A 13,898-nucleotide genomic window follows, 5' to 3' on the forward strand; every position below is an offset into this window, starting at 1 on the left:
GTATGTTTACTAATTCTCTTTATGATAAAATTTAGTCTGTATTAAATAATAATAATCAATTTTGAAGGAGCGATACACATGAGTGAAGCAGCTGAAACTTTAGATGGTTGGTACAGTCTTCATTTATTTTATGCTGTAGATTGGGCAACATTTAGACTAGTGCCTGAGGATGAACGTGAAGCTATGATCAATGAATTCAAGACATTCATTAACGATAAAGCTAGTGCTAGAGAACAACAAGCTGGCGACTATGCGCTATATAATATTACAGGTCAAAAAGCTGACATTCTATTATGGTACTTACGTCCAGAAATGAAAGAACTTAATGAAATTGAAAATGAACTCAATAAACTTCGTATTGCTGATTTCTTTATTCAAACATACTCATACGTGTCAGTGATTGAATTAGGTAATTACTTAGCAGGTAAGTCTGATGAAGATCCATATCAAAATCCACATGTTAGAGCGAGATTATATCCTGAATTACCTAGAACAGAGTATATTTGTTTCTATCCAATGGATAAACGTCGTAATGAGACTTATAACTGGTATATGTTACCAATGGAAGAACGTAAGAAATTAATGTATAACCATGGTATGATTGGTCGACAATATGCAGGTAAGATCAAACAATTCATCACAGGGTCAGTTGGTTTTGATGACTTTGAATGGGGCGTAACTTTATTCTCTGATGATGTATTACAATTCAAAAAAATTGTATACGAAATGCGTTTTGATGAGACAACTGCTAGATATGGAGAATTTGGTGGTTTCTATATTGGTCACATCTTAAAAACAGATGATTTCGAACACTTTTTTGCTATCTAAACTTGTTATTAGATAAATCTATTTTGAAAAATTCATAACTTGTTCCCTTCTAAGCTTGCTTGAACATGGCTTTGAAGGGAACTTTTTATTTATAGAAAATAAATCGATAATGGAACTCTAATGTATCTCTAACAAAGATGACGTGCCAAACTTTATAAATGCCCACAATATCTTATTTTGATAATAGTTTAATAAACGAATATTTAGGGAATAGCTATTAATCGCCACATTTAAATAGGTTTTAAAACAACGATAACCTGAGGCACTTACTATGCCTCAGGCTATTATAGTGTAGTATGTGATTTGGGAGAACTTAATTACTACTCTGAACATTAACAACTATGAAAATATTGTCGCTACCCAATATTATTCATAAATTGCTAACTAATTATTATTTAACCAAATTGTAATATTTTGAAACATTATAGAATGAGTTTGTATATATTTTTTATTTTAAATGTATTGCAACATTATACTATAATGATTAATGTACACTCTTTTTAATTTTTTAACATTTAATTGTCTTATTTTCTTCATTTTGGAGCGCGGATTTTCTAGGCATTTGTTATACACAATGTGAGACTCTTTTTTATAAGAGCGAATCAGAGCTTAGAAACTTTTAATATAAGCGTGCTTACTTCAATTAGCTACTTTAATTTTGTATCATAAACCTAAAAGACTTTTATATCTTAGACTCATTGACTATAATTATGAGTACATCTTAACGAATGGTGATGAAATGGATAATACACAAATACACGAAAATGCAGATGAAAAATTAATTAAAGACGTTGTCATGATGGCTGGACGCATATTATTGGAGTCCGGTGCTGAAGGTACACGTGTTGAAGATACAATGACACGTATTGCACGTAAATTAGGCTATTCTGAGAGTAATAGCTTTGTTACCAATACTGTTATTCAATTTACATTACATAATGAATCTTATCCTCGAATTTTTAGAATTAATTCACGTGATACGAATCTCATTAAAATTTCTCAAACAAATGAAATCTCACGCTTAATCACAAAAGGTGCAATTACACTAGAAGAAGCTAAATTAAAACTTGAGAATATATATGTTGCTAAACGTGATAGTAGTTTACTTTTCAAGGGAATTGCTGCTGCCATTATTGCTATTAGTTTCCTATATTTACAGGATGGTAAACTTGTCGATGTTATCACCGCATTGTTAGCGGGCGGCTTAGGTTATCTTGTAGTTGAAATACTAGATAGACGTTTACATGCGCAATTTATTCCAGAATTTTTAGGGTCACTCGTTATAGGAATTATTTCAGTACTTGGTCATTATTTATTACCCACAGGTGATCTTGCAACAATTATTATTGCCTCTGTAATGCCTATTGTTCCCGGAGTACTTATAACAAATGCCATTCAAGATCTATTTGGTGGACACATGCTTATGTTTACAACGAAGTCCTTAGAAGCACTCGTCACTGCTTTTGGTATTGGCGCTGGCGTTGGTTCAGTTTTAATCTTAGTTTAGGAGTGGGAATGAATGTTTTGGATATTAAACTTAATTTTTAGTTATACCGCTTCACTTTTTTTCTGTGTGATCTTCGATGCGCCTAGGAAACTTTATCTCTCTTGTGGATTTGTAGGAGCATGTGGTTGGATGGTTTACATTCTTTTTTATCAAGGTTTGAACACACATACGATCTACTCAAGTTTCTTCGGAAGTTTAGCGTTAGGTTTAATTAGTCACTATATGGCTCGTACAAAGAGAGAACCGGCAATTATCTTCATGGTACCTGGAATTATTCCTCTTGTACCTGGTGGTCTAGCGTTTGATGCTACTAAGAATTTAGTACTATTAGACTTCAGTAAAGCGATTAATACAATGCTTGAAGTAACACTCATTGCTGGCGCCATTGCGCTCGGCTTATTATTTGCAGACCAAATTTCTAAAATTATATTATCTGGTTTTGCAAGAACAAGAAAAAGAATATAACATCATTTATACTATTGTTGATATTAGAAAAGCGCGTGGCTCCCTAGAGCCCGCGCTTTTTAAAGTTGAACTATTTATAAGTATCATCTACCATATCTTCAACTTCTTTTTCAGAACGATTTAAAATTAATCGACTTAATTCATCATTATCCATTCGCTTCAATTTAGGATAACGGATAACGAAGAAAATCAGTCCAATTACTAACCATCCACCTAAAGCAATATATGACGGCATTGAGAGCGATGCTGGTGATCCAGGCACTAACAATAAGAGAAGGAAAATAAATGATACAATCGAACCAAAAATGGCAAATGTCTTATAAACAGGTCCGTACGTATTACTTTCTTTATTAAAACTGAACAACTTAGCTGCAGATAAACATGTAATAAAATAAGCAATTGATACGCCAGTTGACGACATATCAACAATCCATGTTAATGCAGTACGACCTAACCAAGGTGCAATTAATGTAACAGCTACTAAAAAGATAATCGCTACATATGGTGTCTTATATTTAGAGTGCAATTTACTAAAAGCAGTTGGCATGATGCCTGAACGCCCCATCGAGAATAACAATCGACTTGCACTCATTAAAAATCCATTTAAACCTGTAAATATACCCATAATAATTGCTATGGCTAATACACCTAAACCAATATAACCAAATGCTGACTGTGTTTCAGCACCTGTTACCCATAAGTTACCATTTAAACTTGCATTATTAGTACTTAACCAACCTGTGTATAAAATCATTACGACATATGTCAGTGACGCTGCCAACAAACTATAAACTATCAATTTAAATGTCTTATTAGGTGAAAAGTTAAATTCTTCTGCAGTTTGAGGAATGTTGTCAAAGCCAACATACGCCCAAGGCGCTACTGCCACAATCATAATTATAGATGTGAACCAACCTGATTTAGGATTAGCTAATGGTTGTAAATTCTCAAATGCAAAATTATTTCCAAAGAATGAACCGAAAAACATAAGCAACACAACAATAACCATAGCTACGCAAAAGTAATATTGCAATGAACCTGATACACTTGCACCACGGATTGCTACTAGCATAAAGACAAGTAATAACACAGTGGCAATAATGATTTCAGTTATGTAAACGTCCCATCCTGCAATCGTGTATAACTTCCCATTATTCAACAAATCAGGAAGTAGGAATTTTACTAATAAACTAAATGCCGTTGCATTAAGTGCAACAACACATACATACCCAAATGTTAAAAACCATGATGAGAAGAAACTAACGTATCTACCAAAACTTAAGTAACTAAATGCAAAGGCGCCACCTGAAACTGGAAATTTTTCTACCAAGGCCCCATAACTTACTGCAATGAGTATCATTAATAATGCACCAATTACGATACCTATAGATGCAGCAATTGGACCAGATTGCTTAATCCAATCTCCAGGTAAAATAAAAGCACCCCAACCTATACATGAGCCATAAGCAATAGCCCAGACAAACTTTTCAGAGAGGTTCTGTTTCAAATCGCCTCTATCTATATCCTGATTTTGATTATTTTTACTCATAAAATAAACTCACCTCAAGTATGCTATATACCCAAAAGGTGAGTTGTTTAATCTATACTATTGACACAATATAAGTGCTTTGCAGTTTTATATAAAACTAATAAATTTGATAAATTATGTTAAATTTTATCCTACAAATTTAAATGTAGAGATAATAAGCATTAACCAACCGGCGATAAACAATAAACCACCAATTGGTGTAATCGCTCCTAAGATACGGATTTGTGTTAAAGCTAATATATATAACGAACCACTAAAGAACACCACACCAAGGAAGAGAAGCCAACCTGCCCAATTCACATTAATAGATGTTGTACCACTAATAACACCAATAATGATTAATCCTAATCCATGGTACATTTGATAATTCACTGCTTTTTCCCACACTGACATATATTTGTCCGATAATTTACCTTCAAGACCATGTGCACCAAATGCCCCAGTACCAACTGACATCATTGTACATAGCGCACCTAGTATTATAAATAATTTCATCATATACATTCATTCTCCTCATTCAGTTTAAAAATCAAATATTGATTCTCCATTACCAATTTCATCATCCGTTACCATTGTATTAGATGGCAAGCTATTATTCTGTGACGATTTCATTGAATCTGGAACTTTTCCACCCATCGCCTCAATTTCTGCAGCAGTCACTTTGGATTTACCTTGTGACGATGATGTGTTTGAACTTTGATTTACTTTTGAAAATGACGTAGTCACAGTTTTTGTAAAATCCTGACCTTGTGATTTTGATGACGCTGGCTTACTTTCGTTGTTAGCATATATTGACGTTAATGTATGAATCGCATACATATGTTTCTCGAATTGTTGCTCGTTAGTAGCCTCATCAGCTTGCACTAACTCATGTTCAATTAGTTGAATCACTTGCGCTCTATTCATTTAAGCCTCCCCATTCTCGCACCAATTGATAGGTGATTTACCTTTAGATACTAAATAATCATTAGTTTTAGAATATGGTTTAGAACCAAAGAACCCACGATAAGCCGATAACGGGCTTGGATGTGGCGATTTAATAATATAGTGTTTTGACGTATCAATTAATTTAATTTTCTGTTGTGCAGGCTTACCCCATAATATGAATACAACATCATCACGATGTTTCGAAATAGCTTGGATCACTTCATCTGTAAATGTTTCCCATCCAATATCCTTATGCGAGTGTGCTTGTCCTTGTCGAACCGTCAGAACAGTATTTAATAACAAGACACCTTCACGAGCCCAATCTTGTAAATGTGGTGATGTCCGATGACACCCAATATCATCTTCCAATTCCTGATACATATTTCTCAAAGAAGGCGGAAATTTAGCATTAGGTTGCACAGAAAACGCTAAACCATGGGCTTGATTCGGTCCATGATAAGGATCTTGACCTAATATAACCACTTTCACATCTTCAAAAGGTGTTAAATCAAAAGCTTGATAAATATTGTCTCTATCTGGATAGATGGTTTGTGTTGTATATTCTTTTTCTAAAAAATCGTGCATCTCTTTGAAATCGTGTCGTTCCGTAATATCATGAAATATTTCTGACCATTCCATCGTTTTCACCTCAAGCCATATTTTAACATAATGCTAACCTAATCAGTTATTGATTTTATCCATTACTTCAAGCTAGCACGTAGTCTGATAAACGTGATATTATAAGACATAGATTAGAAATTGTCGGGAGTGAATTTACATGGCTTTAAAAAAAGTATTAACAATTGCAGGTTCAGATACAAGTGCGGGAGCTGGTATGCAAGCTGACCTTAAAACATTCCAAGAATTAGACACATACGGCATGGTCGCTTTAACAGCTGTTGTAACAATGGATAAGGAAACTTGGTCTCATGATGTGACACCACTTCCTATGGATTTATTTGAAAAGCAACTTGAAACAGCTATTTCAATTGGTCCAGATGCTGTTAAAACTGGCATGCTAGGTACTCAAGAAATCATTAAACGTGCTGGAGAAGCATTTGAAGAATCAGGCGCACAATATTTCGTAGTAGATCCTGTTATGGTATGTAAAGGCGAAGATGAAGTACTTAACCCAGGAAATACTGATGCAATGATTGAATATTTATTACCAAAAGCAACTGTTGTGACACCTAACTTATTTGAAGCAGGCCAACTTTCTGGTTTAGGTAAATTAACTTCAATCGAAGACATGAAGAAAGCAGCAGACATCATCTTTAATCAAGGCGCTCAACACGTCATTATTAAAGGTGGTAAAGCGTTAGATCAAGATAAATCTTACGACTTATACTATGACGGTAATACGTTCTACCAATTAACAACAGATATGTTCCAACAAAGCTACAACCACGGTGCCGGTTGTACATTCGCAGCCGCTACAACAGCATACTTAGCTAATGGTAAATCACCTAAAGAAGCTGTTATTAGTGCCAAAGCATTTGTTGCTTCAGCAATTAAAAATGGCTGGAAAATGAACGACTTCGTAGGTCCAGTAGATCATGGTGCCTATAATCGTGTTGAACACATCGATGTAGACGTAACAGAAGTTTAATAGTAAACACTTAATTTTTATAAACTCAAACTAACCTCCTCAATAAAGTCTTTATTAAGACCATTCATTGAGGAGGTATTTTATTTAACTCATTCACATTAATTTAGGCTTATTATAAATTCTAGGTATTAAGTCGTAGAAAGTGATAGGCTATACGTTGTATCCAAAGTTGGTACCTTGGGCTCATGTTTTTATTTTAAAATTGCTTTACTATATTAAGTGTAGAGAGACAAAGGAGGAATTACACATCATGATTATCTACAAGCAAAATATAGAGAATGGTATCCCAATGTACGAAATCATTACGAAAACCTTCAAGACAATTACGGTAAAATTTGATGAAACGTTTAACAAGAATGAAATCTATAAATTGCTCTCTCTACTAGAAAATGACCTTGATAACATGAAACTAGGTTATTAAGTCATTTAGACATCAAGAAGCACAGTAAAAGTGTTTTCCAAATTGAGAATTCAAACAGATGAATTATTCCCAAAATTGATTTTAAAGTTCTTATGCCCCCTAATACTATAAGTAACTTTATAAGTCATTAATCATTCCTAAACTCACCTTATTTAAATAGCGTCGATGTTAGACGAGGATTGTCCCCCCCTCGTATGCTTAGAGAGTAACTTTAAGCTTTGCTAACATTGACGCTATATTTTTACGTCGCTAATTATTTATAGTACTTCTATTTAAAGTTAAATGAATTAAAAAAACGCATTGAAGCGAACGTGCATCAATGCGTTTAATTGATAATTATTATGCGTTTTTATTTTTCTTAACTTTAATCCACCATAATGCTTTTTTAGGATTTGATTCATAAAATTCTAAATCCTTTTTATTGTCAACATTAGGATAAGAACCTTTAAGTGATTTACCTGCTGTACTTACATGCAGTACCGCAATCACAATAAAGCCGATAATACTAATTGCAGTTAAATAATACGCTGGTGCGTAAATGTTACCAGTTGATTCAACTAACCATGAGTTAACTAACGGTGTGGTACCACCAAATAGTGAAACTGAAATATTAAATGTAACTGCTAATGTACGATATCTAATATGTGTAAAGAACATTGTTGGTAATGAACCAGGCATTGTTGCTTCGTATGTTGATAAGAAGAAACCTAAAATAAACACACCAAGTATAATGAATGGTAATGATTTTGTATTGAGTAAACTAAATGCCACAATACTTAATAGTGTAAGACCACCAGTACCAATCAAGAATACTTTCTTCTCACCAATTTTATCAGCTAATTTACCGAAGAATAATGCTAACGGAATCATTACTGCCATAACACATGTAATTAACACACTTGTAGTTGTTTCATCAATTTTAACAATTTGTCCTAAGTATGTTGGTAAATAAGCAGTAACTGTATAGTTTGTTACATTGAAAAATACAACTGCTACGAAACATACTAAGATATCTTTAAAGTAATAACGGATAATTGTGAAGAATCCTATGTTATCACGTGCTGGTGTTTCTACATCATTTTCATAGATTGGAGATTCTTCAAGTTTACGACGTAAATAAAGTCCAAATAAACCAAGGAATAAACCTAAGATAAATGGAATTCTCCAACCCCACGCTTCCATTTGTGCATCACTTAAGAAGAAACTTAATAATGCGATCATAATTGAAGCTGCGATATAACCCGATAAAGTTCCAATTTCAAGACCACTACCTAAACTATTACGCTTCTTATCTGGTGAAATTTCAGCAATATATGTCATTGCTCCAGCATATTCACCACCAGTAGAAAATCCTTGTAATATTCTAGCGAGCAGTAAGAGCGCTGGTGCCCATAATCCTATCATATCGTAGTTTGGTAAAACACCTATCGTTAATGTTGATAGAGCCATTAAAATAATAGTCGTCGTCAATACAACCTTACGACCGTACTTATCACCAATGATTCCAAACACTATCCCACCTATTGGTCGTAATAGGAAGGCAATTGCTAATGCTGCAAATGTAAATATTTGTTGAATCTGTGGGTTTTGTACTGGCGAAAAGAAATTCGCTCCGATATATGCCGTAGTGTACGCATAGACACCAAAGTCGAACCATTCCATGGCGTTACCAATACCCGTGGCAAATACAGTTTTCTTCGCTGTTTGCCCATCGACCATGTTAATTCTATCTTTTTTAAAATCCATGACCTGTAACACTCCTTCTATTTATGTTACATAATTATACAGACCTAATGAATGTTGTCAAATCACTAAAAATTATATAAATTTCAAAAATACAATATTATTCATTTTACAGAATTTAACAACCTTCTTTTGTACGCGCTTACATAATTTTAATAAAAACAAAAAAGGCTATAATTAAAAATTAATAATTTTATCAATTTCTAATTATAACTAGTTTTACCCCATTAGCTTCATTCGAAACAATAATCCGTTCGTTTTCAACCACCTCAAAATCTATTGTTTCATTGATATTAGTGGTTTGAACATACTTAATTTTATAGCTAGCCCATTGATCATCCATCATAGAAAATACCTTTTCAACGATTAATTGTCCTGGAACGATATACTCATGAATCGGATTTTCGTCATCTACAATTGCTAAATACTGTTCTACTATTTCCCTATTAAAAACCATATATTCCATCCTCTGAAATAAACGTTTGTTCGATAATCATACATGTTTTATTATTTTTATTAATTTCCAATTTAAAAATAATACGGTCAAATTGCTTTACTTTTTCAGATTTTTTATGCGTTAAATATGCACAATATTGTATGTCGCTTTCTAAATTTTCAAACAATTCAACATTAGTACGTACTAATCGTATTGCTTCACCTTTAAAGATTTGAAACATTTTAAATTTAGGCCACAACTTTGCACACATTAGCGGTGGTACTGTGCCGTCATATTCCTTCCCTATTACACTACAATAAATTCGGACGTCCTCGGAATGGAATTTAAACTCTCTTGTTTCATTGGCGCCACTTTTCAAAGAGTACCGCATTTCCCATACCTCCTCCTATACCCATCGTAGCAATTCCATATTGCCAATTAGGTAAGTTTAATAATCTAGCAACTAATGCCGCGCCACTAGCACTATATGGATGTCCAGTAGCAATCGCACCTCCCCATTGATTTACCTTGTCCAAACCTAAATGCAACTCATTTATAGATGCCAGCACTTGAGAACTAAATGCTTCGTTCAGTTCAAGGGCTGATATATCTTCAATATTTAATTTCTGCCTTTTCAATAATTGAGAAACTGCGGGTACTGGACCTATCCCTAATAAGGTTGGATCCACACCTGTTGTAACAGCATCTCTATATAACATTCCCCATTTAATCCCCATTGCCACAGCCATTTCCTTTTCCATAATTAAAGCTATTCCGGCGCCATCATTCTTCATGCAACTATTACCAACTGTAACTGTACCATTTGGTAATATTGGACGTAATCTATGTAAACGCGCCTCAGTCAGATTTGGTTTTAAACTTTCATCCCTATCAAATAACGCTCCTTTAATTGTAAGAGGAACAATCTCACGGTTAATATCACCATTATTAAAATGCGTTGCCACTAACCGATGACTACGTGCTGCAAATAAGTCTTGATCATTACGAGATATATTATAATGTTGCGCGACATTCTCAGCTGCTTCTATCATGCTTGGATCTTGACCTTCAGGTGCAAATGATGCACGCTCAAAAAATTGTGGTAATTGCATTTCATAGACAGATTGAGGACGCTTAATCTTCCATGGTGCACGACTTGTACTCTCTACGCCACCAGCAATGAACACCTTCCCAGCCTCACATTGCACCATTCGACACGCATAAATGATACTTTCTAAACCCGAGCCACATTGACGGTCTAATGTTATGCCAGGAATTCGATGATTTAAACCGGCTTCTAGTAACGACTTTCTCGCAACATTACCACCATTCCCTACAACATTACCTAATACAACATCATCCACTTGATCCATTACTTCAGGAAATGTTTGCTTCAAATTTTGAAAAAGTGGTAACAACAGCGCTTCAGGTTCTAAATGTCTTAACGCACCACCATATTTACCAAACGGTGTTCTTTTAGCCCATATTACAACTGCTTCTTTCATACTTTAAACGCTCCCTCTAAATATAATGTTTGAACAGCGTTACGTGCTACTTTGCCACTATTGGTAAATGGCAATTCTTTTACCCTTATGAGCTTTGAAGGAATTTCATATCTTGATAACGTTTGTCGTAAATATCGTCTCAATGTCGTATAATCAAGTTCTTGATTTCCTACATAAATTAATACTGCAATTTCTCCAAAACGTCTATGTGGCTCACCAACGACAACCGCTTCTTCAATTCCCTCTAATGATTTCACTTGCTGTTCTATTACATTTGGATATATATTTTTACCCCCAATAATAAGTCGATCACTTTTACGACTTACTAAATAAAGTTGATTATTTTGTATGTATGCATAATCTCCGGTTTCAATCCAGCTATGAGGTTGCACCACTTCAACATCGACATACCCTGAATAAATCATATTACTTTGAACCTTCAATAAACCTATTTTCCGATTATCTTGCGCTTCAAGTTTAATTGAAACATTAGGAAATACTTGACCAACAGAGTTAGTTGGTGATGTCTGATTGAAGTTATACGTAATAAAACTTGCTTCAGATGTTCCAAAAAATTCAATTATATTTGCGTTATTAAATTGTTCGGACACAGTTTTAAACAATGATTCTGACAGTTTCGCACCACTAGAAAATATAGATTTAATGTGTGTGATAGTCGTATCTACATTCAGTAATTGATGCAACATGGTTGGTACAAGAAAAAGTGCGATATTAGAATGTTGTTCATTTAATATGGAAATGAATTATTTTGCATCAAATTGTCGTTGTCCAATGAAAGTTCTACCTGAATATAATGCGTAAATACATGTATATAACGATAACGAATGTGCGAGTGGACCTGGTGCAGCGAGAGCTTTTTCATAGTTATATATAAGTTTTTCATTTTCAACATAAGATGCAATCCATGAAGGTTCATTACGGTAATAAGCTTTAGGTAAGCCAGTAGTGCCAGATGTAAATCCAATATGTAACAAGTCATCCACTTTTAATTGCTCAATTATATATTTTTCGTATGTACCAAATGATGTTGTACGTTTAAACTTTCCGATAGCAGTCGTTACATATTCAATATGATAATTCTCTATAAGTTTATCTATAGTGTCACGTGACTATTTGTTATCTAAAAAGCATGGAACTCCATCCATCATTAAAACAACAAAATAATTTGTGATATTTACTATTGGAGAGTCACTTAATAGTGCCACTCTACTTCCAAGCTTAAATTTTGGTAAATTCAAAGTGCAATCACAAATTTTTTGGTATAAATTCTCATAATTTACAATTTCATCATCGATTTGCAGTGCTATGGATTGAGGCTGAACCTTAGCGTAATGTTCAAGTCGCTTTATGATTTCTAGCATTGTATGACCTCTTCCGTTCTTAAATGTTAACTTCAATTTATATTATGTTAACATTATTTTTAATATAACTCACATACTATTACATTAAGAAATTTCCATAAAAGCGATATGTCATTTATTAATCTATAAAAAAATCCAACCGATGCCTTTTTTTGGGAATCGATTGGATTAAATAAACGCTATTTATTCTAAATTTGCATGATTATTTTGCATTTCTTCTTCACTTATATCAAATGTTTCCATTAAGCCCAGAACCACGCTATCTAAGAACAATAATGATGATTGTTCAAATAAGCTTCCTAATGGTTGTTCAGACCCTTCAACATTGTGTTTTGTGCCAGCTGGTAACTCAATTACTGTTTCAGCTAACTCACCAATTGGAGAATCAGGGCTTGTTGTTAATAATACAACTTTAGCACCTATTGATTGTGCTTTTTCAGCTAATAAGCGTAAATGTTCTGTTGAACCCGAACCAGATAAAATAACAAATAAATCATGTTCTTTAATAGAAGGTGTCGTTGATTCACCTACTACAAATGCTTCTTTACCAAGTTGATTAAGTCGCATTGCGAAACTATTTGCCATAAATCCTGAACGGCCTTTACCTGCAGTGAAGATTCTTTGCGCACCATTCACATCATTTGCAAAACGGTCATATTGTTCATCTTCAACATGTGATAACGTTCGATCTAATTCTTCAAGAATTAATTTGTAATTAGTAAATTGAGACATAATTACTTACCTTCAATCGCGTCACGACATTGTTTAGCAGCTTCGACTGGATCATCAGCGTTAGCAATACCGCCACCAACTATAACTAAGTCAGGTTGTTCTGCAACAATATCTTTAATTGTATCTGGTTTAATACCACCAGCTACAGCAACTTTAGAATTCTTAATGACAGATTTAACAGTACGTAAACTGTCTAATGGAGATTGACCTTCTGCTTGTAAGTCATAACCAGTGTGTACTGCAATATAGTCAGCACCCATTTCATCTAATTCTTTTGCACGTTTTTCTAAATCTTGTACCGCAATCATATCAACTAATAATTGTTTATCATGTTTGTGCGCTTCTTCAACTGCCGCTTTAATTGAAGCGTCTTCAGCCACACCTAAGATTGTTACAACATCTGAACCAAATTTAATTGCTTGGCTTACTTCATAATCTGCTGCGTCCATAATTTTAAGGTCAGCTAATACTTTAGCGTTGCTAATATTTTCATCTAAATGTTGAACTGCTGGTAAACCTTCGTTGATTACGATTGGCGTACCAATTTCTACGATATCTACATATTCCTCAACTTTTTTAGCTAATTCTGCTGCTTCCTCTTTGTTTAATAAATCGATTGCTAATTGTAATTCCAATGCAAACATCCTTTCATTACTAAAGTGATATATCTTCAGTTCTTATTTTATCTTTCACATTCATTAGTCTACCCGTCTTATAAATTTTTAAACGATACTCCTAAACCTAACAATTTACTCACTTATCACATACAATACTTACAGTAAATCAACTCTTTA

Annotated in this window: 17 protein-coding genes and 1 pseudogene; 5 read left to right on the forward strand and 13 right to left on the reverse strand. The window is 33.9% G+C overall.

Annotation, left to right across the window (positions count from 1 at the left end; all coding sequences use genetic code 11):
* Positions 1 to 78 precede the first annotated feature (78 nt).
* The 3 genes from hemQ (at position 79) to SBL15_RS03030 (ending at position 2,800) form a co-directional block, all read left to right on the forward strand.
* Positions 79 to 828: a hydrogen peroxide-dependent heme synthase gene (gene hemQ / locus SBL15_RS03020; protein ID WP_011276660.1), complete on the forward strand. Its 750-nt coding sequence runs from the start codon at positions 79 to 81 to the stop codon at positions 826 to 828.
* 739 nt (positions 829 to 1,567) lie between these two features.
* Complete coding sequence (locus tag SBL15_RS03025; RefSeq protein WP_053017129.1) at positions 1,568 to 2,335, forward strand: threonine/serine exporter family protein; 768 nt, start codon at positions 1,568 to 1,570, stop codon at positions 2,333 to 2,335.
* Between the two features lie 12 nt (positions 2,336 to 2,347).
* Positions 2,348 to 2,800, forward strand: coding sequence for a threonine/serine exporter family protein (locus SBL15_RS03030; RefSeq protein ID WP_011276662.1), 453 nt, complete (start codon positions 2,348 to 2,350; stop codon positions 2,798 to 2,800).
* Positions 2,801 to 2,870: 70 nt separating this feature from the next.
* Here SBL15_RS03030 and SBL15_RS03035 read toward each other — a convergent pair whose 3' ends face one another.
* The 4 genes from SBL15_RS03035 to SBL15_RS03050 all read right to left on the reverse strand — a co-directional run bounded on the left by SBL15_RS03035 (position 2,871) and on the right by SBL15_RS03050 (position 5,915).
* Positions 2,871 to 4,349: an APC family permease gene (locus SBL15_RS03035; RefSeq protein WP_053018559.1), complete on the reverse strand. Its 1,479-nt coding sequence runs from the start codon at positions 4,347 to 4,349 to the stop codon at positions 2,871 to 2,873.
* A 126-nt stretch (positions 4,350 to 4,475) separates the two neighbouring features.
* A complete protein-coding gene (locus SBL15_RS03040; protein WP_160380486.1) occupies positions 4,476 to 4,844 on the reverse strand; it encodes a DUF423 domain-containing protein in 369 nt (122 codons plus the stop codon).
* 27 nt (positions 4,845 to 4,871) lie between these two features.
* Positions 4,872 to 5,255 (reverse strand): DUF5327 family protein, encoded by a 384-nt coding sequence (locus SBL15_RS03045; RefSeq protein ID WP_107611801.1) that lies wholly within the window; start codon positions 5,253 to 5,255, stop codon positions 4,872 to 4,874.
* Entirely contained in the window at positions 5,256 to 5,915 is a 660-nt protein-coding gene (locus SBL15_RS03050; RefSeq protein ID WP_070839491.1) for a uracil-DNA glycosylase, read from the reverse strand. It abuts the gene before it with no gap.
* 139 nt (positions 5,916 to 6,054) lie between these two features.
* On the opposite strand from SBL15_RS03050, the gene thiD reads away from it, so the two are divergent.
* Together thiD and vraX are read left to right on the forward strand one after the other, a co-directional pair.
* Positions 6,055 to 6,885 carry a bifunctional hydroxymethylpyrimidine kinase/phosphomethylpyrimidine kinase gene (gene thiD / locus SBL15_RS03055; RefSeq protein ID WP_037537375.1) on the forward strand — a complete coding sequence of 277 codons (831 nt, stop codon included), beginning with the start codon at positions 6,055 to 6,057 and terminating at the stop codon, positions 6,883 to 6,885.
* Between the two features lie 250 nt (positions 6,886 to 7,135).
* Entirely contained in the window at positions 7,136 to 7,306 is a 171-nt protein-coding gene (gene vraX, locus SBL15_RS03060) for a C1q-binding complement inhibitor VraX (protein WP_011276668.1), read from the forward strand.
* A gap of 339 nt (positions 7,307 to 7,645) precedes the next feature.
* On the opposite strand, the gene SBL15_RS03065 is transcribed toward vraX, so the two are convergent.
* From SBL15_RS03065 to hxlA, 9 genes and pseudogenes are all read right to left on the reverse strand, one after another.
* Positions 7,646 to 9,052 carry an MFS transporter gene (locus SBL15_RS03065; protein ID WP_053017124.1) on the reverse strand — a complete coding sequence of 469 codons (1,407 nt, stop codon included), beginning with the start codon at positions 9,050 to 9,052 and terminating at the stop codon, positions 7,646 to 7,648.
* A gap of 193 nt (positions 9,053 to 9,245) precedes the next feature.
* Positions 9,246 to 9,506: a hypothetical protein gene (locus SBL15_RS03070; RefSeq protein WP_107611802.1), complete on the reverse strand. Its 261-nt coding sequence runs from the start codon at positions 9,504 to 9,506 to the stop codon at positions 9,246 to 9,248.
* Positions 9,496 to 9,876 (reverse strand): protein VraC, encoded by a 381-nt coding sequence (locus tag SBL15_RS03075; RefSeq protein WP_317955091.1) that lies wholly within the window; start codon positions 9,874 to 9,876, stop codon positions 9,496 to 9,498. Before SBL15_RS03075 ends, SBL15_RS03070 begins: the two co-directional genes overlap by 11 nt.
* Entirely contained in the window at positions 9,845 to 10,990 is a 1,146-nt protein-coding gene (locus SBL15_RS03080) for an acetyl-CoA C-acyltransferase (protein WP_107611803.1), read from the reverse strand. The genes SBL15_RS03075 and SBL15_RS03080 overlap by 32 nt, the downstream gene beginning before the upstream one ends.
* A complete protein-coding gene (locus tag SBL15_RS12970; protein ID WP_326008447.1) occupies positions 10,987 to 11,415 on the reverse strand; it encodes an AMP-binding enzyme in 429 nt (142 codons plus the stop codon). The genes SBL15_RS03080 and SBL15_RS12970 overlap by 4 nt, the downstream gene beginning before the upstream one ends.
* Positions 11,410 to 12,108 (reverse strand): annotated as a pseudogene (locus SBL15_RS03090) (AMP-binding protein); the annotation flags it as partial. The pseudogene SBL15_RS03090 and the gene SBL15_RS12970, both read right to left, overlap by 6 nt.
* A gap of 12 nt (positions 12,109 to 12,120) precedes the next feature.
* On the reverse strand, positions 12,121 to 12,372 hold the full coding sequence (locus SBL15_RS03095) for a hypothetical protein (protein ID WP_233641642.1): 252 nt from the start codon (positions 12,370 to 12,372) through the stop codon (positions 12,121 to 12,123).
* 183 nt (positions 12,373 to 12,555) lie between these two features.
* Positions 12,556 to 13,104, reverse strand: coding sequence for a 6-phospho-3-hexuloisomerase (gene hxlB, locus SBL15_RS03100; protein WP_053017979.1), 549 nt, complete (start codon positions 13,102 to 13,104; stop codon positions 12,556 to 12,558).
* Positions 13,105 to 13,106: 2 nt separating this feature from the next.
* Positions 13,107 to 13,739 carry a 3-hexulose-6-phosphate synthase gene (gene hxlA / locus SBL15_RS03105; protein ID WP_107611804.1) on the reverse strand — a complete coding sequence of 211 codons (633 nt, stop codon included), beginning with the start codon at positions 13,737 to 13,739 and terminating at the stop codon, positions 13,107 to 13,109.
* Between the last annotated feature and the right edge of the window lie 159 nt (positions 13,740 to 13,898).

Origin of the sequence: Staphylococcus sp. NWU MKU2 (genome assembly GCF_033283605.1) — a bacterium.
Lineage (GTDB): Bacteria > Bacillota > Bacilli > Staphylococcales > Staphylococcaceae > Staphylococcus > Staphylococcus haemolyticus.